We start from the raw sequence: 21621 nt of genomic DNA on the forward strand, positions 1-21621 counted from the left end.
GCCAAGGATAGCGCGCAGTAATGCGTGGCTGGAGGCATGAGGGCCATCGGGCCGGTGGACTGTGGCTTTTACTCTTTTAACCGATTCATGGTTTAAGGTGTGCTGCAGTGTGGCGGTTTTCACCAAATAGAAGATAACAATGAATCGGAGAACTTAAGTTGCCTACGATTGAACAACTCGTCCGTAAGGGACGTCAGGCCAAGCCTAAGAAGTCAAAGACTTTGGCCTTGAAAGGTAGCCCGTTGCGTCGTGGCGTGTGCACTCGTGTGTACACCACCACTCCTAAGAAGCCAAACTCTGCGCTTCGTAAGGTTGCTCGTGTGCGCCTCAGCTCGGGTATTGAAGTAACCGCCTATATTCCAGGCGAAGGTCATAACTTGCAGGAGCACTCCATTGTGCTCGTGCGCGGTGGCCGTGTGAAGGATCTCCCAGGTGTGCGTTACCACATCGTGCGTGGTGCTCTCGATACCCAGGGTGTTAAGGACCGCAAGCAGGGTCGTTCCCTGTATGGAGCAAAGAAGGCGAAGTAAAACATGTCACGTAAAGGACCTGCAAAAAAGCATCAGCTGCTTCCTGATCCAATCTACGGCTCGACCGTCGTGGCTCAGTTGATTAACAAAATTCTTCTCGATGGCAAGAAGTCCATCGCAGAAAACATCGTCTACACTGCTCTTGAGCAGGTGAAGGCAAAGACCGAGCAGGAGCCAGTTTCTGTTTTGAAGCGCGCTCTCGATAACATTCGTCCAAGCCTTGAGGTTCGTTCCCGCCGCGTCGGTGGTGCAACCTACCAGGTGCCAGTCGAAGTTAAGCCTGCTCGTGCAAACACTTTGTCCTTGCGCTGGCTTACAGACTTCTCCCGCCTTCGTCGTGAGAAGACTATGGCTGAGCGTTTGGCTAACGAAATTCTCGATGCCTCCAATGGCTTGGGTGCTTCTGTAAAGCGCCGCGAGGATACCCACAAGATGGCAGAAGCAAACAAGGCTTTTGCTCACTATCGCTGGTAATCCACAAGATAATCGGTATCTTAAAGAGCTAAGGATAATAATATGGCACAAGATGTGCTTAACGACCTGAATATGGTTCGTAACATCGGCATCATGGCGCACATCGATGCTGGTAAGACTACTACCACCGAGCGTATTCTTTACTACACTGGTAAGAATTACAAGATCGGTGAAACTCACGATGGCGCATCCACCATGGACTTCATGGCACAGGAGCAGGAACGCGGTATTACTATTCAGTCTGCTGCAACCACTTGCTTCTGGCAGCGTCAGACTCATGACACTGACGATCGCTACCAGATCAACATCATCGATACACCAGGACACGTTGACTTTACCGCAGAGGTTGAGCGTTCTTTGCGTGTTCTCGACGGTGCTGTTGCAGTGTTTGATGGTAAGGAAGGCGTGGAGCCTCAGTCTGAAACCGTTTGGCGTCAGGCTGATAAGTATAGTGTTCCACGTATTTGCTTCATCAACAAGATGGATAAGCTTGGCGCAGATTTCTACTATTCTGTTAAGACCATTAAGGAAAAGCTTGGTGCTAAGCCTCTCGTTATTCAGCTTCCAATCGGTGCTGAAAACGACTTCCTTGGTGTTGTTGACTTGATTCGTATGAAGGCTTACGTCTGGAATGACGTTAAGGACGATATGGGTGCCCACTACGACACCGTTGACATTCCTGCAGACCTGCAGGAGCGTGCAGAAGAATATCGTGCCGAGCTTATGGATCAGGTTGCAGAAGCTGACGAAGAGTTGCTTGAGAAGTACCTCGAATCTGGAGAGCTTTCTGAAGAAGAAATGCGCGCGGGTATTCGCAAGCTTACTATTGCTCGCGAAGCCTTCCCAGTAACTTGCGGTTCTGCATTCAAGGATAAGGGCGTTCAGCCAATGCTGGATGCTGTTGTTGACTTCCTTCCAAGCCCAGAAGATGTTCCATCTATTAAGGGCTTTGATCCAAGCGACGAATCTGTTGAAATTGATCGTAAGCCAGTAAACACCGATCCATTTGCAGCTTTGGTGTTCAAGATTTCAACCCATCCATTCTATGGAAAGCTTGTGTTCGTGCGCGTGTATTCTGGTGAAGTTAAGCCAGGCGATTCTGTGTACGATTCCACCAAGTCCAAGAAGGAACGTGTTGGTAAGATCTTCCAGATGCACGCAGATAAGGAAAATCCTGTAGATTCTGCAGAAGCTGGAAACATTTACACCTTTGTCGGTTTGAAGAATGTCAGCACTGGTGATACTTTGTGCGACGAAAAGAACCCAATTTCTTTGGAATCCATGACCTTCCCAGATCCTGTTATCGAGGTTGCTGTGGAGCCAAAGACGAAGGCAGATCAGGAAAAGATGAGCTTGGCTTTGGCTAAGCTTTCTGATGAGGATCCTACCTTCCAGGTTAAGACCGATGAAGAGTCTGGTCAGACTTTGATTTCTGGTATGGGCGAGCTTCAGCTCGACATTATTGTGGATCGTATGCGCCGCGAGTTCAAGGTCGAAGCGAATGTTGGTAAGCCACAGGTTGCTTATCGTGAAACCATTCGTAAGGCTGTTATGAACCAGGAATACACCCACAAGAAGCAGACTGGTGGTTCTGGTCAGTTCGCAAAGGTTTTGATGAACTTTGAGCCAATCGATCCAGAATCTGGCGAAGTCTATCAGTTCGTTAACGAGGTCACTGGCGGCCACATTACTAAGGAATTCATTCCTTCCATCGACGCAGGTGTGCAGGAAGCTATGGAATCTGGCGTTTTGGCAGGCTTCCCAGTGGTTGGCGTTAAAGCAACCGTTACCGACGGTCAGACTCACGACGTTGATTCTTCGGAAATGGCCTTCAAGATTGCAGGTTCCATGTGCTTCAAGGAAGCTGCTCCTAAGGCTCACCCAGTAATCCTCGAGCCAATTATGGCAGTGGAAGTTCGTACTCCAGAAGAGTACATGGGTGACGTTATGGGCGATTTGAACTCCCGTCGTGGAAACATTCAGTCTATGACCGACGCTACTGGCGTTAAGGTTATTGACGCTAAGGTTCCACTGAGCGAGATGTTCGGCTACATTGGTGATCTTCGTTCCAAGACTCAGGGACGTGCAATGTTCACCATGCAGATGGACTCTTACGCGGAAGTTCCAAAGGCTGTTTCGGACGAGATTATTAAAGCCCAGCGCGGCGAGTAAAAGCGCACGCTACTTCGGTGTTTTGTGTCCCTAGTCAACGCTAGAATTTCGTACGTTGACTGGGTTCTGGCACCGAAGTGGCACCTAACCCAGAAACCCAGTAAATATGTAGCGAGAGGCTTCACATAAGGTTGTGAAGCAAACTACGAGACGTCCAGGAGGACAAACACATGGCAAAGGAAAAGTACGAGCGTACTAAGCCGCATGTTAACATTGGTACCATCGGTCACGTTGATCACGGTAAGACTACCTTGACCGCGGCTATTTCTAAGGTGCTGCATGGCGAGTATCCAGATCTGAACCCTCAGTATGACTTCGATCAGATCGACGCCGCTCCAGAAGAGAAGGAGCGCGGCATTACCATTAACATCGCCCACATCGAGTATCAGACGGCTGCACGCCACTATGCTCACGTGGACGCCCCAGGCCACGCTGATTACGTTAAGAACATGATCACTGGTGCCGCTCAGATGGATGGCGCAATCCTCGTGGTTGCTGCTACCGACGGTCCAATGGCTCAGACCCGTGAACACGTCTTGCTTGCTAAGCAGGTCGGCGTTCCAAAAATTCTTGTTGCTTTGAACAAGTGCGATATGGTTGACGACGAAGAGCTTATCGATCTCGTTGAAGAAGAGGTCCGTGACCTCCTCGAAGAAAACGGCTTCGATCGCGATTGCCCAGTCATCCGTACTTCCGCTTACGGCGCTTTGCATGATGACGCTCCAGACCACGACAAGTGGGTAGAGACCGTCAAGGAACTCATGAAGGCTGTTGACGAGTACATCCCAACCCCAACTCACGATCTTGACAAGCCATTCTTGATGCCAATCGAAGATGTGTTCACCATCTCCGGTCGTGGTACCGTTGTCACCGGTCGTGTTGAGCGTGGTAAGCTCCCAATCAACACCCCAGTTGAGATTGTTGGTTTGCGCGATACCCAGACCACCACCGTCACCTCTATCGAGACCTTCCACAAGCAGATGGATGAGGCAGAGGCTGGCGATAACACTGGTCTTCTTCTCCGCGGTATCAACCGTACCGACGTTGAGCGTGGTCAGGTTGTGGCTGCTCCAGGTTCTGTGACTCCACACACCAAGTTCGAAGGCGAAGTTTACGTCTTGACCAAGGACGAAGGTGGCCGTCACTCGCCATTCTTCTCCAACTACCGTCCACAGTTCTACTTCCGTACCACCGATGTTACTGGCGTTATCACCTTGCCAGACGGCATCGAAATGGTTCAGCCAGGCGATCACGCAACCTTCACTGTTGAGTTGATCCAGGCTATCGCAATGGAAGAGGGCTTGACCTTCGCAGTTCGTGAAGGTGGCCGTACCGTTGGTTCTGGTCGTGTGACCAAGATTCTTGCCTAGTATTTTTTCTAACTGAAGATATTAGTTAAGTCTTAGAAAAGACCCCATGAGGAAAATCGTGGGGTCTTTTTGTATTTTCTGTTGAAGAATTACACATAGATCGTTTTGTGTTGTTTGGTGTGTTGTTTGGTGTTGTTTAGCGTATTTTGAATTTTTACTTTTTTATAGTTATCACAAAAATTATCACAACATTGTTTTTTTTTTTTAAATGTTATTGTGTAAATGGCGAAAGTGTGTCTGAGAGTCAGTCTTTTGTTGGAATATTGGGGTTATAGGCCAAAAAGTGTGTAATAAATCATGTCTCACGCATTGCAATACAAGGGTTTTGCGGTAATCGAATCTGTTTTCTGCACATTCGCCACCCGGACAAAAAGTGTGTAAAAAATCAGTTCATAACCCTTATAGCAGTACGGCTCGCGGCATATCGAATGTGGGTTATTTCTTATGTTCTTTGGTGTTCGAAACATGTATTAGATGAATATTTAACAATAAATCGTCAAACGCTGTTACTGTCGCAGATTACGTACTGCACTAGTAACATATGACCCTTACTTTCTCAGTTAGCTGACTGAGTTATTAACAGTGTCGTGCCTATTACCGTTATTTTCTCAGTTCGTTAACTGAGTTATTAACGGTGTGTGTACTGTGGCTTATACGCCAGAAGATTAATCAGCTTAGCTTTACACACTTTTTGGCCTATAGCCCATAAATCATATGTGAATAATGAAAAATCTAAATACGAAAAAACCCAAGCCGCAAAGCTTGGGTTTTGTTTGTGCCCCCTCAGGGATTCGAACCCTGGACACGCTGATTAAGAGTCAGCTGCTCTAACCAACTGAGCTAAAGGGGCGTTGGTCATTTCTTGAGCCGAGTAATAACTATACTCAGAATCGATTTATTTGCAAGTTACGGCGTGTCGTGTTTTGTTATTAGTGCTATAACACTTTTTGGTTTCACATTTTATATTTCGGAAAAATTTCGATAAGAAGTTTATCTAAAGTAACATATGTTTATAAATATAAGCAATATTTATAAAAAATAGTAACAAAAAACGAGTTTTGAATCTTTTGTGTGAACAACATGTTAATTTATAGTTGTATAATCAACGCAATTCTGAAAAATTTTCTCTTTAGAAATGGCTATATTTAGCCGTTCTTTGTGGGTTGATTCGTATTTTTTAACTGTTTATGCATAAAAATTTACATATTTATGTTTTTTTTATTTTCCTCAATGCTAGGCTTGTGAAAAATATTTTATAAGTATTTCATTGAAGGAGAGCGTATTTATGAAGTTCAAAAGAGCATCATATTTAACTCGCTTAGCTGCATTAGGAGTTGCTACAGCAACCCTTATCGTGCCGCTTTCCGGATTAACTACAGCATACGCAGAAACTGTATCAAACGTAAATGTTAATAAAAAATCTGATAAAACCACAATTTCTGGTGCAAATAAATTGCTCAGCAAAGCTGCTGATTCAGGTCATGTGCCTACAGAAGCAGAAATTAAAAGAGCTATTAAAGATTTTGCTGAAAATAAAAAGAATGAAGGTACGGAAGAATCTTATAAAGGTTCATTGCTTGAAAAAGCTATAGAAGATTATAAAAAAGCGTATAAAAACGAATTTGACTTTAATTCTAAAGAAGAAGTAAATGTTGTAGTTACTCTTAAAGGTAAAGGTGGCATTGGAAAAAGTGTTGCTTCAGAACGTAAGAATCAACAAAATAAACTTCTCCCTCAATGGTGCAAAAAATATAAGATGAAGGTTCGCCGTCAGCTTGGATACTTGGTGAATGCATTTGAGGTAACCATGCCTCAGAATATGGTATTAGAACTTAGAAAAGAGCCTGAAGTTGAATCTGCTCACAAAGCACGTAAATTCCGGACAATGGAAAACAATGCACGTGTTTTACAAGGTGTAGGTGAGGCTTTTAAAAAGTATAAGCTTGATGGCACTGGTATGCTAGTTTCAATTATTGATACCGGTATTGATATGAATCAGCCAGATATGAAGCTCGATGAATCTGCAAAAGCTCATATAAAAATGAAACCTAAGCCTGGTTTTACAGATAAAGTTCCTGACGGCTATAATTTTGCAGATCAAAACGATAATGTTAGAGATGATATTAGTGAAGAACAGCATGGCATGCATGTAGCTGGTATTGTGGCTGCTAATGGAGATGAGACAGGTAAACCAGCGGACAAGAATTGGCGTGTAGATGGTGTTGCTCCAAACGCACAGCTACTTGCTATGAAAGTGTTCTCGAATGAAGCTAGCAGATCTGGCGGTGCTGATGATGCTGATATTGCTGCTGCTGTTGAAAAATCCGTTGAGCTTGGTGCGGATATTATAAACATGTCGCTTGGTTCTATCAACGGCTTTAGTGGAGCCTCAAATATTACAGGTTTGGCATTAAAGAAAGCTAGAGCTGTTGGTGTGCTTCCAGTTATTTCTGCCGGTAATTCAGGTTTGAATTTTTCGTCTAATGGTGAAATAGATGATGTTTTTGGAAAGTTAGATGATGCGACTCTTGGCACGCCTTCTGCATTCCCTGAAGCTTTCAGTGTTGCTTCTGTTGAAAATTCAGTTATGACAGAGAAAAAAGCAACTTATAAAGTAGATGGTTCTAGTAAAGGTACAGATATACTTTATAGGTTGGCTACAGGCAAATCTGATGGTCAAGAGCGTGAAGTCGTTTCTGTAGGATATGGAAGATCATACGATGATGATTCAGATGATCCTGATATAGATGAGTACGATAGCGTAAATGTTCACGGTAAATATGTATTAGTTGAGCGCGGTAAAATCAATTTTGCTACAAAATTCAAGCATGCTTTTGAAGCTGGTGCCGCAGGTATACTTGTTTACAATAATGATAAAGGTACAGAACAATTCCTTGGTATGGCTGGTATTGAAGGATTTGGCAAAAAATTTGGAGTGTCGATTAGGCGTACTGACGCTTTAAAAATGCTCGATGATCTTAAGCAAAATAAGAAAGTTAAGATTTCTTTCAGCAATGATTATGTAAGCGCTCCAAATCCTGATAGCATGCATCCTTCAGGATTCTCTTCGTGGGGTTCAACGCCAGAGCTCGACTTTAAGCCTAATATCGCTGGTATCGGTGGTAATGTATTTTCTACTCAGAACGGTAAAGGCAATTATGTAAACATGTCGGGTACCTCTATGGCTGCTCCAAATGTTTCAGGTCTTTCTGCACTTATGGTGCAATATTATAAGAATCGTTTTCCTTCTATTAGTAGAGTAGAACGCGCAAAGAGAGCAACTCAAGCGTTGATGAATACTGCGAAGGTTCTTACTGATGATGGTAAAGATACGGGCGTTCCGTATGTTCCTCGTCAAATCGGTGCTGGCTTGGCACAGGTTGACAAAGCTATGGATACAAATGTTATTGCTACTGTTAACGGTGAATCTTATGTTCCTCTTCGTGAAGTTAATGGTGAAAGAACTATTAAAGTAGATTTGCACAATTACGGAAGCAAAGATTTAACTTTCAACGTTCCAACTCAACAAGTATTAAATGAATCAAACGAAGCTAATAAAAATACTGTTACAAATATAAGTAAGAATGAGGATTTGACTCCTCAAAATTGCAATGGCAGTATTTTAGTAAAAGCTAATAGTGTTGCAACAGTTGAATTTAAGCTTAAGTCAAACACTAGTAGGAATCACTATATTGAGGGTTATATTCGATTTGAATCAAAAGATTCTAATCAACCAAACATCTCAGTTCCATATCTAGGTTTCGTTGGAGATTGGAATAAAGAGCCAATTCTTGTTGATCCTAGTAAGGAGTATTCTTCAGATATTAAAGCAAGTACAACTCTTGTTTCTGCGGTAAGTAATACTAATAAAGTAAAGGTGAATCGTGAGGGTGAAGCTACTAAATTAGGTTCATTCTCTCCTAACAAAGATAAGCTTTTAGACACTATCATTCCATCTGTAATGATGTTCCGTAGTGCTGAAGAAGTCAGATATTCTATATATGACAGTAAGGGCAACCTTGTTAAAGATTTAGGTTATGACAATTATCTTAGCCGTAGTGATTACAGGAGCCTTAAAGGAAATGCTCATGGTAATGAGAGTTCTACTGGTGAATGGGATGGTAGTGAATACGATCCTAAAACCGGTAAAGAGGTAATTGCTCCTGATGGAATATATACGTACAAGGTTACAGCAAAATTGTCTAAGAATTCTGATCGTTCACAAACCTACACTATGAAGGTTGGTCTTGATACCAAAGCTCCTAAGATTAAGGTTTCTGACCGTGACTCTAATGGTGATGTGATTATTACTGTCACTGACGATTTGAGCGAAACTTATGTGCCTGATATTCATATAAATGGCAAATGGTCTGCAGTTAGAAATGTAGATAAAACATGCCAGGAAAAAGATGACAAGGGTGCTTGTAAGTTAAACTTTGATCCTTCTAATCCTGCGACAAAGCATACTTATAAAGTTCATATTGGGTCTGATGCTAAATTCCTTTATGTCTCAACTAAGGATTCTGCTGAAAATAAAAGTGGTTATGTTTATAAGATTTTTAAGGATTCTAAGGATTCTAAAGATGTTGTTATAAATGGAGCCTCTAAGCTTGCAAGTAAGACTATGGCCATTAGATTCATGTCTAAATTCGATGGTGACAATAATCTTTATCTTCCTATCGGCGGTTATGCTTCCGATGATGTGAAAGATATTAAAGTTTCGGTTACCTATAAAGATAATGGGAATAAGACTGTAACTGTTGATGATGAGCATAAGAAATTCTTCAAAGATAAGTCAGCTTTTGCCGCCTATGTTCCTCTTGAGAACGGTGTTAATCATATTGTTGTTACAGGTTTAAACAATGAACGTAAGCCAATTGGTAATGATGAAGTTGATGTAACTTTCAATGCTCATGCTCCAAATATAACAGTAACCAATTTGAACAAAAATAATAATCTCGATGTTCTTAAAAACGGTGAGGTTACTATTAAGGGCAAAGTTACTGATGATAAAGGTGACAAGCTTTCGATGCATTTGGATTATGTTAAGACAGCGCAAACTCCTGATGGTGGTGTTTCCGTTGGTAGCGGTTCTTCTTCTGGAGAATTTGTAGATCCTGATGATGTAAAGCTTAATGATGACGGTTCATTCGAAGTTACTATTAAACCTGATGCTACTGCTTATACAGTTACTTTAACTGCATCTGATGGTGCGAATGATTCTTCTAAAGTGTTTGCTTTAGAAGGTCGTACGAAGCCAGTAGATAAGTTTGATAGTGAAGTTCATAGGATATTCAGCAAGGATTATGACTTTGAAATAGATAAGGAATCCGCAAATAAGTTTGAAGGAATTAACACTTATATAATTCAACCAAAATTGAAAGACGGTAAGCCAAATCCTAATATAAGTGGTAATTCCTTTACAGTAACAGGTAAAGTTGGACCTAAGATTTCAAACATAGTGTTCACGCCTTCTGCTGAAATAGTTGACGGTCATATGAAATTGAAAGATCCTATTGTTGCTTTAATTAAAGATGGTCATTTTTCTGTGACGCTTCCTATGCATGTTGGAATAAATGATTTCCGTATGCAACTTAAAGAAAAAGTTAAGAAAGAAGGGTCAACAGAGGAATTAGAGAGAAGCTTCCTTGATACTAAGGCAAGATTCTACTTTGACGTAAATCCAGCTAAGGCTGTGTTTAACGAACCTATTGTTTACGGTAATACATTGTTCACCAATAAAGATTCTGTGGACTTCAAGGGTTCTATGAGCCAGGATTGCTTTGGGTATTCTCTGTTTATAAACGGAAGTATAGTTAGTGAATTCTTCTCAACAGATGGTGGTGGTGAAAAGGTAAACAAGTCATTGTTTAACAAGAATTTTGCTGTAAAAGATAAGGATATTATTCATGTAGAAGTGAATAATACAACTGCTTCATCTTTGGAAACCTTCATACCTGTAGTTGTTGATAAGAAGGATCCTGAAGTTAATATTGGTGTGGAAAGCAATGAAACTATTAGTGATAATAGATCCATCAAGGTGAAGGTCAAGGATAATAATCTTCAACTTGCAAAAGTATATGTTGATGGAAAAGTTGTCGCTTCTGCTAAAAATAATCTAGTTAAGAAGAATATAGAAGATATTCTTGTAGATTCTGATAATAGTAAAGATAATGCTGCTGTTGTTGCTAGCAAGCCGGGTGAGACTGAATTCAGTCTTGATATTCCAACTGCTGATTTAAATAACGGTAGTCATACTATTAGAGTAGAAGCTGTTGATTACGCGGGTAATATTACGACTAATACGAACGCTGATAGTGATACGGTTTCTAAGGTAATTGTGATTGACAGAAAGAAAGAAAAGAAAGATACGCCTCAAGGTCCATCTGAACATTCTGGCTCTTCTAATACTTCTGTAAATCCACCTGCTGAGTCGACTTCAGCGCCTAAGGCTCCTGAATCAATAGCAGATCTAAAACAATCACTTAAAGGTGATCTTGTAGTTGGTAATCGCTTGAATAACGTTGCTCGTGCTGGTAAGAGCAATCCTGTTGTTATGTTGATTGCTGGAATGAATGATTCTGCTGAATCTGGTTCTGAGTCTCCTAATGCTAAAGTTTCTAGTGATACAAGTGCATTCATTAACCAACTTAAGAAGAATAAGTTAGCTTATGCTTATGCTTACATTTATTCTTCGCCTGTGCTATTGCATGGTAAAGATGGATCTAAGTATGTAACGGTAACGTTAGGTGATGATGGGTTGCCTCGCTTCGACGCTAAGATCCCAGAAGGATATTCAGGTGAGTATACGATTGTTCTTCTTGATGAAAATGGTTCGCAGATTGCATGGACTACTGTGTGGGTTATTCCAGCTAATGCAACTTCATCTGAAGAAACAATTGCAGAATATAATCTGAAATATTCTGAAAATAATTTCGGAAGTGTTTTGGGAAGTTCTTCAGGATTTGGATTTGATTCATATCACGAGAATTATGAATCTTCTAGCAATGCTGCCAATGATTATTTGAGCTCTGGTTACGCAAATGCTAGTGGATCTGCAAATGCAAGCAATGCTGATGCCAACGGTAGCGGAAGTAAGAACGGAAGCGGATCTAAAGCTAATGGTGCTGCCAATTCTGGTGCAAGCAATTCTGCATCTTCAAAGGAAACTAATGCAAGTAGCATGCTTTCAAAGTTAAGTGCAACTGGTGTTGGAACAGTTTCCACTCTGGTTACAGTTACTTTGTTGATGCTAATTAGTGCTTTTGCGTTAATTGCTAGCAGATTGCGGAATCGAAGCATTAAATAATTGAATTTTAGATTCTGAAGTTGAATTTTAGATTCTATGATTCTAAATAATTAAATACTCCTCATGCTTAATCGCATGGGGAGTATTTTATTGTGGGCACTACTGTCGAGAGTTATCGCGTGTTTGTCCCTCTTTGCAGTCAAGCTGTAAACATGACCTCGTCAAATATGATGCCGCAATTATTCCAGGATGATGCTTCGCAAGATATGCCGCAAGATTCGCAGCAGACGATTATGTCGCAGCCGCGCCAAACGTTCGTTCAGTCGCAGTCGCAGCCGCGCCAGCTTCCTCTGAAGGCAGCCGACACGACTGCCGAAAATCCTTGGCCAGTAAGCGTTATAAGCCAAAAGTTCCATGGTGCTGTAGAAAAGTGGCCTGCAGCTTGGGTAGAAGGTCAGATTGTTGAAATCAACATGAGAAGGTCTACGTCTGGCTACATAACGCTCAGAGACAGTAACGAAGACATTTCAATCTCCATAATGGGCTTTAGCAAGTTTGTTCAGCAATCGAAAGATTTGCGGCAGGGCGATAGAGTAGTAGTTCACGGCAAGGCGGATATTTGGGTAAAAGCAACGCGATTGAGCTTTGTTGCAGACGAAATTAGACGTGTTGGCGCTGGCGACTTAAAAGCGCAAATAGATGAGTTGCGCAAAAAGCTTAAAGGCGAAGGCTTGTTTGACGTGGAGAATAAAGTGCCTCTGCCTGAGTTCCCAAAGTGCATTGGTCTAGTGTGTGCGCCTCAAGCTCGCGCCGAGGGGGATGTTATTACAAACGTCAATTTGCGCTGGCCTGTAACGCGTTTTAAGGTGGTTCACGCGCATGTTCAGGGTGTGCAATGCCCAGCGGACGTAATTGCGGCCATTAAGCAGCTAGACGCAGACCCAGAGGTTGATGTGATTATTGTTGCGCGCGGCGGCGGTAGTTTTGAAGATTTGATTGGATTTTCGGACGAAGGCGTGGTTCGCGCTACGGCTGCTTGCGTAACTCCGATTGTTTCTGCGATTGGTCACGAAGACGATTGGACGCTTATTGATTTGGCTGCAGATATGCGAGCCTCTACTCCTACAGACGCAGCAAAACGCGTTGTTCCAGATGTTAACGAGCAATGGCAGTTGATTGATAACGCTTTGCAACATGCGCGCATGAGGATTTCTGCGCGAGTTAGCAACGAGATTCAGCTTATTGAAGGCTACGCGAATCGTCCTAGCCTTACTAGACCGAGCACTATGCTGGAGTCGCATGAGTTGTTTGTGCAGCAGGCCGTTGAACGCATGAGGCATGGTTTGGTGCGGCTGCTTGACGACGCTAGTTTGACTGTTGAAAAAGCACATGCCAGTATTACGGCTCTTAGTCCGCAATCAACGCTTAATCGAGGTTATGCAGTTGTGCAAATTAGCGGTGGGAAAGTACTCGATGATTCTAGTCGTGTAAAAACTGGCGATGATATAACTGTTACTCTTAAAAGTGGCTTGATTACAGCTAGCGTTACTTCTGTAGAAAAGTCGTAAAGTCGTAAAATTGTAAAATCTAAATATCTTAAAAATAAAACACAAAAATCTTAAATAAAAAATCTTAAATAAAAATTAGAAAAAGGATGATTATGAGCGACGAAACAAAAGATGCAAATGGTGCAAAAGTTGACGCTATTAGCACGCTTAGCAGTGAAGAGCGGGCTGCGATTAACGCAATGCCTTACGAAGAGGCGCGCGAAAAGCTTGTGCAAGCTGTTAAAGCACTTGAGGCTGGCGGTTTGACTTTGGATCAGTCTATGCATCAATGGGAGCTTGGAGAAGCGCTAGCAAAGCGTGCGCAGGGCTTGCTTGCATCGGTTCGCGCTAAGTTGGACGCGGCTCAAGCGGAGCAGTCTGCTACGGCTGCAACTGCTGGAACGCAGTCTAATCTTGAATCTTGAGCAGGTTATAGCGTGTAAACCACGCTATAGTGTATAATTGCCATTTGTTGCCTCGGTAGCTCAGTGGATAGAGCACCACTCTCCTAAAGTGGGTGTCGTCAGTTCGATTCTGATCCGGGGCACTTTTTGCTAATGTTAGGGGATAGTGTTAGATTGTTTCTAACTTAAGCGATGATCCGTTATCGGCGGGGAGTTTTCGGAAGAACGGCGAGGATTCGTAAGATCCTCGCTTATTAGAACCGACGGGGTTGGCCCGTATAGCCAAACACGAGAGGCTGCAAGAGTTGCGTAAGCATCTTGCAGCAAGCGAGGTGGTACCGCGGCAATAACTGTCGTCCTCGCAGGGAAATATTCACCCTGTTGAGCGAGGAGAGCACAGTGAGCGAATCCACTAATCCAGCAACTAGCGCGTGCGCAAATACGTCTGCAAATCACGTATATCCGAAAGCAAATGTAACTGCATCAACGCAAGAAAACGCCGGCGCGCAAGTTGCACCAAATCCTTCCTTCCCAAAGCTTGAAGAATCAGTTCTCCAATACTGGGATGCAAACAACACTTTCCGCAAGTCAATCGAATACCGCCCGTCTGGCAAAGGTAGCCAAAACGAGTTTGTGTTCTTCGATGGCCCTCCATTCGCAAACGGTCTTCCTCACTACGGCCACCTTCTCACAGGCTATGCAAAAGACGTGGTTCCGCGCTATCAGACTATGCGCGGCCGCAAAGTAAACCGCGTTTTTGGTTGGGACACTCACGGACTTCCAGCAGAGTTGGAAGCGCAGAAGGAACTCGGCATCGAGTCGGTTGAGCAAATCGAAAAAATGGGCATCGCGAAGTTCAACGATGCTTGCCGTGCCAGCGTTTTGAAGTACACGAACGAGTGGCAAAACTACGTACATCGTCAGGCTCGCTGGGTTGATTTCGAGCGCGGCTACAAGACACTGAACATTCCATATATGGAATCCGTAATGTGGGCATTTAAGCAGCTTTACGATAAGGGCTTGGCTTACAAGGGTTACCGCGTGCTTCCGTACTGCCCGAAGGACCAAACTCCACTTAGTGCCCACGAGCTTCGCATGGATGCGGATGTGTACCAGAATCGTCAGGACACTACCGTTTCCGTGGCTGTTAAGCTTCGCGACGAAGACGATGCTTACGCAGTATTCTGGACCACTACTCCTTGGACAGTTCCAACAAACTTCGCAATCGTAGTTGGTGCAGATATTGATTACGTGGAAGTTCGCCCAACTGAAGGCAAGTTTGCTGGCAAAAAGTTCTACATTGGTAAGCCTTTGCTTGGTTCCTACACTAAGGAACTTGGCGAAAACTATGAGGTTGTGCGCGAGCTTAAGGGCGCTGAGATGGCTGGCTGGCGCTACTATCCAGTGTTCCCTTACTTTGCAAGCGATTCTGCGCTCGCTGAGGGTGGCACTCCTGGTCCTAACGCTTTTACAATTTTCACAGCAGATTATGTTGATACCGCTGAAGGTACTGGTCTTGTTCACCAGGCTCCTTATGGCGAGGACGATATGAACACGCTTAACGCGCACGAGATTCGCAGCGTTGACGTGCTCGATGCTGGATGCAAGTTTACAAGCGACTGCCCAGATTACGAAGGCTTGTACGTTTTCGACGCCAACTTGCCAATTTTGCGTAACTTGCGTGCAGGAGACGGGCCACTTGCTCAAATGCCGGAAGATCAGCGCGCGTTGCTATTCCAAGAAAAAAGCTACGTGCACAGCTATCCTCACTGCTGGCGTTGCGCAACTCCGCTTATTTATAAGCCTGTTTCTAGCTGGTTTGTGTCTGTTACAAAGATTAAGAAGCGCTTGCTAGAGCTTAATCAGGAGATTAATTGGATTCCTGGAAACGTTAAGGATGGCCAGTTTGGTAAGTGGCTTTCTAACGCTCGTGATTGGTCTATTAGCCGTAATCGCTTCTGGGGCTCGCCAATTCCAGTGTGGGTGAGTGACGATCCAAAGTATCCTCGCGTAGACGTTTACGGCTCGTTGGATGAGCTTAAGGCTGATTTTGGCGATTATCCTCGCGACGACGACGGCAATGTGAATATGCACCGCCCGTATATCGATCGCCTCACGCGCTCAAATCCAGACGATCCTACTGGAAAGTCGCAAATGCACCGTATTACGGATGTTCTCGATTGCTGGTTTGAGTCTGGTTCTATGCCTTTTGCGCAGTTCCATTATCCTTTTGAAAATAAGGACTTCTTCGAAGAGCACTTCCCATGCGATTACATCGTTGAATATATTGGCCAGACTCGTGGATGGTTCTACACGCTTCACATTATGGCTACGGCTCTGTTCGACCGTCCAGCTTTTAAGAATGTGATTTGCCACGGCATTGTGCTTGGCTCCGACGGTCAGAAGATGAGTAAGCATTTGCGCAATTATCCGGATGTGAACGGTGTTTTCAACGAATACGGTTCAGATGCTATGCGCTGGTTCCTTATGTCTTCGCCAATTTTGCGCGGTGGCAATTTGATTGTGACTGCAGACGGCATTAGGGATACGGTTCGTCAAGTTATGCTTCCAGTTTGGAGCTCATATTACTTCTTTACTTTGTATGCGAACGCTGCAAACGGTGGTAAGGGTTACGATGCTCGCAGGCTTCGCGCGGACGAGGTTGCAGGACTTTGCAACATGGATCGTTATTTGCTTGCTCGCACGCGTTTGCTTGTTGAGCGCGTAGAAAAATGCTTGAACGAGTTTGCAATTAGCGATGCTTGCGCGGCAGTAAGCGATTTTATTGACGTGCTTACGAATTGGTATATTCGCGGCAGCCGCGACCGATTCTGGAATGAAGACGAGACTGCTTTCAACACGCTTTACACTGTGTTGGAAGTGTTTATGCGCACGATTGCTCCTCTTGCTCCTATGGAAGCAGAGGCTGTGTGGCGTGGTCTTACTGGCGGCGAATCCGTGCATTTGGCTGATTGGCCTTATTTGGTTGAGCCGCAAATGCTTTCAGATGGCGAGAAGAACCCTAAGGCTGGCGAGGTCACTGAGCTTGGTGCTGTTCTTGCGCACGACGATGCTTTGGTTGCTGCTATGGATAAGGTTCGCGAGGTTGTGTCTTCTACGCTTTCTTTGCGCAAGGCGGAACAGTTGCGTGTGCGCCAGCCGTTGGCAAACTTGACTGTTGTTGCAGAAAATACTGCTGCTGTAGAGCCTTACGAGCAGGTGCTTGAGCGCGAGCTTAACGTGAAGAATGTCACATTCTGCACTTTGCAAGATGCAAGCGAACACGGTTTGAAGATTGTTCACGAGCTTAAGGTTAACGCTCGCGCGGCTGGCCCTCGTTTGGGTAAGCAAGTGCAGTTTGCTATTAAGGCTTCTAAGAGTGGCGATTGGCGTGTTAACGAGTCTGGCGCTCCTGTTGTTATGACTCCAAACGGCGAAGTTGCGCTTGAACAAGGCGAGTATGAGCTTGTTAATCGCGTTGAGTCTTCGGATGCTCAAGCGGCTGCAAATACGGCTTCTTCTGCAATGCCAACTGGCGGTTTCGTTATGCTCGACACTGCTTTGACTAGCGATTTGCTTGCTGAAGGTTACGCTCGCGACGCTATTCGCGCTGTTCAAGATGCTCGTAAGGAAAACGGTTTGGATGTTACAGACCGAATCGCTTTGACTTTGAATGTGCCTAGCGTGGACGTTGCTAAAGTTGAGCAGTTCCGTGATTTGATTGCTAACGAAACTCTTGCTACAAGCTTAGAAGTTACTGAGGCTGATTCTAGCGCAACTGAGCTTAGCGTAAGTCTTAAGCGCGCGTAAAAAACACAACTAACAGCTAATTAACTAAACAAAAAACGTGCCGTTGTATGATTCATACGTCGGCACGTTTTGTTTGTCTTCGGATTTCGCATAAGTGTAGGCGAAATCGGGGTCGCGATACGCTCTAAGCGAAAAGTGAAGCAATGCGACACTCTGATTTTCTACACTTCCATACCTTCATATAAATTCGTTATGACAACAATACAAATTTATTCATGTTTGTATTTGTTAGTTTTATAGAAAAATTGCAATACGAAAGTGCAGGTAACGAAATGAGTGGCGATGAAAAGGGGCGGTGTATTTTATTCGCGTAGTAAGCGCGACTTATCAAGTGTTACCGCAATTGTTGGAATTGCAATAATATCACTGTTTGTTTTATTGGCGATTTTTGCCGACCTTTTTACTCTTATTACAGGTAATGATCCATATAGCGAAAATCCCGATGTTTTGTCGGATTCTTCGTTGCCTATAGGCATAGGCGGAATAAGCTCAAAACATTGGTTTGGCGTAACGCCATTGCGCGGAATTGACTTATTTGCAATCATCTCTCACGGCGCAAGGATCTCTCTTGGAATTGGCTTAGCTTCTACTGCAATCTCCGTTGTTTTAGGCGTTGTAATTGGCGTTATTGCTGGTTATTTTGGTGGTTTTGTTGATTTTGCAATTTCTCGCATTATGGACGTGTTCTTTGGGTTTCCGTTCCTAATCTTTGCGATTGCGCTTTCTGCGATTGTGCCTCAAACTTTCCCGCGTCCGCTTCTTTTAACTCTTATAATCGGCTTTTTTGGTTGGCCTAGTATGGCGCGATTGGTTCGCGGCGAAACACTTAGCCTTAAAAATCGCCATTTTGCTGTGGCTTCTAGAGTTATGGGCGCTAGTGCTTTTCATGTTTTGCGCAATCAGATTTTGCCAAACATGCTTCCAATAATCATTGTTAATACAACACTTTCTATACCAGGCCGTATTGCACTTGAAGCGGCACTTTCATTTCTTGGCGTTGGCATGAATCCGCCTTCGCCTTCGTGGGGACGCTCAATATCCGACGCAGTGCAGTGGGCATTGGTAGACCCGTGGTATTTAATATTCCCAGGTTTATCTTTGTCCCTGCTTGCGCTCGGGTTTAATATGCTGGGCGATTGGCTTTCTTCAAAAATGGAGATAGCAGCATGAGCGTTTTTCTTTACATTATTAGGCGCGTTGCAAGCGCTTTGGCTGTTATTGCTGTTATTGCAATGGCAATGTTTTTGATTTTCTTTATGACTCCAACAAATCCTGCTCAGCTTATGTGCGGCAAACCTTGCACGCCTGAGCGTTTAGCACAAGTTTCTGCGTTTATGGGAACTGATTTGCCTTGGTATAGTCAGCTTTTTAACTATTTACAGGGTATTTTTGTTGGCCGTACTTTTGGCGATTCTGCATCTGCCAGCGCAATTGTTTGCGCGGCTCCTTGCTTAGGATGGTCTTTTGCGCTTAATGAACCTGTTACTGGTTTGATTTTTAGTCGTTTTCCAGTTACAGCATCAATCGCCATTGGCGCTGCTGTTTTGTGGATGATAATTGGCGTATTTGCAGGCGTTTTGCAAGCTGTTAAGCGTGATTCGTGGATTGACCGCTTAATTGTAGCAATATCTTCGATTGGTATTTCGTCTCCTACCTACTTAATTGGTTTGCTGGCGATTATTGCTTTTGCGGTTTACATTCCCGTTTTTCCTACGGGTGGATATGTTAGCTTCTTTGCTAATCCTTTTGACTGGGCTTGGCATCTGCTACTCGCTTGGATTGTTTTAGCGTTGATAAATGGCGCTTTTTATGCGCGCATTACTCGTTCTACAATGATTAGGGAATTTGGTAAAGATTATGTGCGAACTGCAATAGCAAAGGGCATGCCTGATTCACATGTTGTAGTAAATCATGCTTTGCGAAATGCGATTTTACCAATATTTACAATGTTTGGTTTAGATCTTGGCGGTCTTCTTGGTGGAGCGGTTATAACTGAGCGTGTGTTCTCTATGCACGGGTTGGGTTCGCTTCTTTTAGACGCTGTTAAGACTTTTGATTTGCAAGTTTTGGTTGGAGTTACGCTGTTTTCGGCCGCTCTTGTAATAATTGCAAATCTTATTGTTGACGTCTGTTATTGTTTGCTTGATCCTAGAGCGGCTAAAGTCGCCCTTTAAAGTGGTGATTAGTGAGCGATTAAAATCGCCAGCAAAATCGCCATTAAGGTTGCAACTAAAGTCGCTACTAAAGTCTTCTTTAAATCACAATAATAAAAATTTTTAATAACTTTATAACTTTATAAAAAATTAAGGAAAAATCATGCAAAATACACAAAATATACAAAATTATTATCAAATCATCAAAAAATTTAATCGCGGTTTTGCTCTAAATATATTAAGAGCAATTGCTGTAATTCTAGTGTTTTCGCTGGTTTATGCATTTTCTGCTTGCGGAACTGCTGTGCAAAGTGGTCAAAACCTACAAAAAAGACTACCAAATGCTTCTGTGCTTAATAGCAATCCAAAAAAGGGCGGAACACTTACGATTCTAAGCTCTGAATCAAAAATGGATTTTGATCCTGCAAGAAGTCAGGGTTTGCCAATAACTTCTAATAGCCTAGTTTTCCGCGCTTTAACAACGTGGAAAGTAACGCCAAGTGGCAAAACGCGTGTTGTTGCCGATTTAGCAACAGATACGGGAACTGCTTTAGACGGCGGAAAAACTTGGAAGTACACTCTTAAAAAAGGCATTAAATACCAGGATGGAAGCCCAATAACGTCTAAAGATATTAAATATGGTCTTGAGCGTTCTTTTGCAAACTCGCTTACAGGCGGATTCGGTTACCACAAAGCGCTTTTGGAAGGCGCTAAAGACTATGCCGGTCCGTTTAGTGGCAAATCTTTGGATTCGATTGAAACTCCAGACAATCAAACAATCATTTTTAAACTAAATGCTGCTTTTGCTAATTGGCCTTGGGTTGCGTCTTTGGCGGCCTTTGCTCCCGTTCCGTTAAATTCTGGGAATGCGCAGGATTATGGTAAAAGCCCAGTTGCTTCTGGACCGTACAAAATTGTTGAAAACGAAGTTGGCAAGCAAATTGTTATGGTTAGAAACACTAATTGGGATTCCAGCGCGGATTCAATTCGAGCTAATTACCCAGACAAGATAATTTGGAAGTTTGGTGTTGATCCTTCTGTTGCTGCCCAATCTATGATTCAAGGCAATTCTGGCGCAGACAATGCTATTCTTGCAGATTTTGTGCCTCCAGCTCAACGCGCACAAGCTAAAGCAAGCTACAAGTCGAGCAATCTTTTAGTTACAAGCGGTGACGGAGCGTTGGAATATTTGGCCATGAACAATCGCCGTATTAAAGATGTTAAGATCCGAAAGGCGATTCAGTACGCTGTAGATAAGCAGTCGTATCAGCGAGCAAAGGGCGGTGCGGTTGCTGGCGGTTTTGCAACAACGCTTATTACTCCAGGCGTAAGCGAGCGCAAAGTCTATAATCTCTATTCTGCAAATCCGCGTGGGGACGTAGAAAAGGCTAAACAATTATTAAAGGAATCGGGTAAATCTAAACTAAAGTTTAGTCTTATTGCTCGCCCAGATCAGGCGCAAGTGGCATCTTCTATTCAAGCAAGCTTAAAGCGCGTTGGAATTGATGTTTCTATACGAACTGTGGATTCGCAGATTTTTACCGATATGATTACTGGCGATTCTGGCGACTACGATTTAGCTTTGTCTAAATGGCAGCCTGATTTTCCTTCTGCGTATGCAAATATTGGTCCGCTTTTTGACTCTTCGCAAATAGGCGGCGGCAATTGGAATATATCTCGCTACTCGAATCCAAAAGTGGATTCCTTGATTCGTCAAGCTGTTGGCGTTATAGATAAGTCGCGTGCAGATTTGCTTTGGCAGCATGTTGATAAAGAGATTATGCGCGATTCTCCAATCGTTCCGCTTATTTACTCTAAGAACACTTATATTCACGGAAGCAATGTGGAAAACTTCTTTGTTGGGTCTTTCCCGGCTTATCCAAACTATGCGCGAGTTTCGCTTAGAAACTAG

Annotated in this window: 11 protein-coding genes and 2 tRNA genes; 12 read left to right on the top strand and 1 reads right to left on the bottom strand. The window is 43.5% G+C overall.

All coding sequences use genetic code 11. The features are described from left to right. Nucleotides 1-158: 158 nt before the first annotated feature. The 4 genes from rpsL to tuf all read left to right on the top strand — a co-directional run bounded on the left by rpsL (nt 159) and on the right by tuf (nt 4546). Nucleotides 159-530, top strand: coding sequence for a 30S ribosomal protein S12 (rpsL, locus tag HXT46_RS01700; RefSeq protein ID WP_003813881.1), 372 nt, complete (start codon nt 159-161; stop codon nt 528-530). Between the two features lie 3 nt (nt 531-533). Then, entirely contained in the window at nt 534-1004 is a 471-nt protein-coding gene (rpsG, locus tag HXT46_RS01705) for a 30S ribosomal protein S7 (protein ID WP_004112309.1), read from the top strand. A 42-nt stretch (nt 1005-1046) separates the two neighbouring features. Further along, nucleotides 1047-3176, top strand: coding sequence for an elongation factor G (gene fusA / locus HXT46_RS01710; RefSeq protein ID WP_004112311.1), 2130 nt, complete (start codon nt 1047-1049; stop codon nt 3174-3176). Nucleotides 3177-3346: 170 nt separating this feature from the next. Then, nucleotides 3347-4546 carry an elongation factor Tu gene (tuf, locus tag HXT46_RS01715; RefSeq protein WP_004112314.1) on the top strand — a complete coding sequence of 400 codons (1200 nt, stop codon included), beginning with the start codon at nt 3347-3349 and terminating at the stop codon, nt 4544-4546. Nucleotides 4547-5322: 776 nt separating this feature from the next. Here tuf and HXT46_RS01720 read toward each other — a convergent pair. Then, nucleotides 5323-5396: transfer RNA gene (locus tag HXT46_RS01720), tRNA-Lys, on the bottom strand. A gap of 435 nt (nt 5397-5831) precedes the next feature. Between HXT46_RS01720 and HXT46_RS01725 the strand changes: the two genes are divergently transcribed. The 8 genes from HXT46_RS01725 (at nt 5832) to HXT46_RS01760 (ending at nt 21621) form a co-directional block, all read left to right on the top strand. Continuing rightward, nucleotides 5832-11855, top strand: coding sequence for a S8 family serine peptidase (locus tag HXT46_RS01725; RefSeq protein ID WP_421786175.1), 6024 nt, complete (start codon nt 5832-5834; stop codon nt 11853-11855). A gap of 152 nt (nt 11856-12007) precedes the next feature. Continuing rightward, a complete protein-coding gene (gene xseA / locus HXT46_RS01730; protein ID WP_246979451.1) occupies nt 12008-13363 on the top strand; it encodes an exodeoxyribonuclease VII large subunit in 1356 nt (451 codons plus the stop codon). A 92-nt stretch (nt 13364-13455) separates the two neighbouring features. Further along, nucleotides 13456-13767, top strand: a complete 312-nt coding sequence (locus tag HXT46_RS01735) for an exodeoxyribonuclease VII small subunit (RefSeq protein WP_004115679.1) — start codon at nt 13456-13458, stop codon at nt 13765-13767. A 49-nt stretch (nt 13768-13816) separates the two neighbouring features. After that, a tRNA-Arg gene (locus HXT46_RS01740) sits at nt 13817-13889 on the top strand. Nucleotides 13890-14145: 256 nt separating this feature from the next. Beyond that, complete coding sequence (ileS, locus tag HXT46_RS01745; RefSeq protein ID WP_421786178.1) at nt 14146-17556, top strand: mupirocin-resistant isoleucine--tRNA ligase; 3411 nt, start codon at nt 14146-14148, stop codon at nt 17554-17556. A gap of 282 nt (nt 17557-17838) precedes the next feature. Then, a complete protein-coding gene (locus tag HXT46_RS01750) occupies nt 17839-18726 on the top strand; it encodes an ABC transporter permease (protein ID WP_192381777.1) in 888 nt (295 codons plus the stop codon). Further along, nucleotides 18723-19730, top strand: a complete 1008-nt coding sequence (locus HXT46_RS01755; RefSeq protein ID WP_004115673.1) for an ABC transporter permease — start codon at nt 18723-18725, stop codon at nt 19728-19730. The genes HXT46_RS01750 and HXT46_RS01755 overlap by 4 nt, the downstream gene beginning before the upstream one ends. Before the next feature lie 142 nt (nt 19731-19872). Continuing rightward, on the top strand, nt 19873-21621 hold the full coding sequence (locus HXT46_RS01760; RefSeq protein ID WP_174190559.1) for an ABC transporter substrate-binding protein: 1749 nt from the start codon (nt 19873-19875) through the stop codon (nt 21619-21621).

This window comes from Gardnerella sp. DNF01204 (assembly GCF_049244145.1).
Taxonomy (GTDB): domain Bacteria; phylum Actinomycetota; class Actinomycetes; order Actinomycetales; family Bifidobacteriaceae; genus Bifidobacterium; species Bifidobacterium vaginale.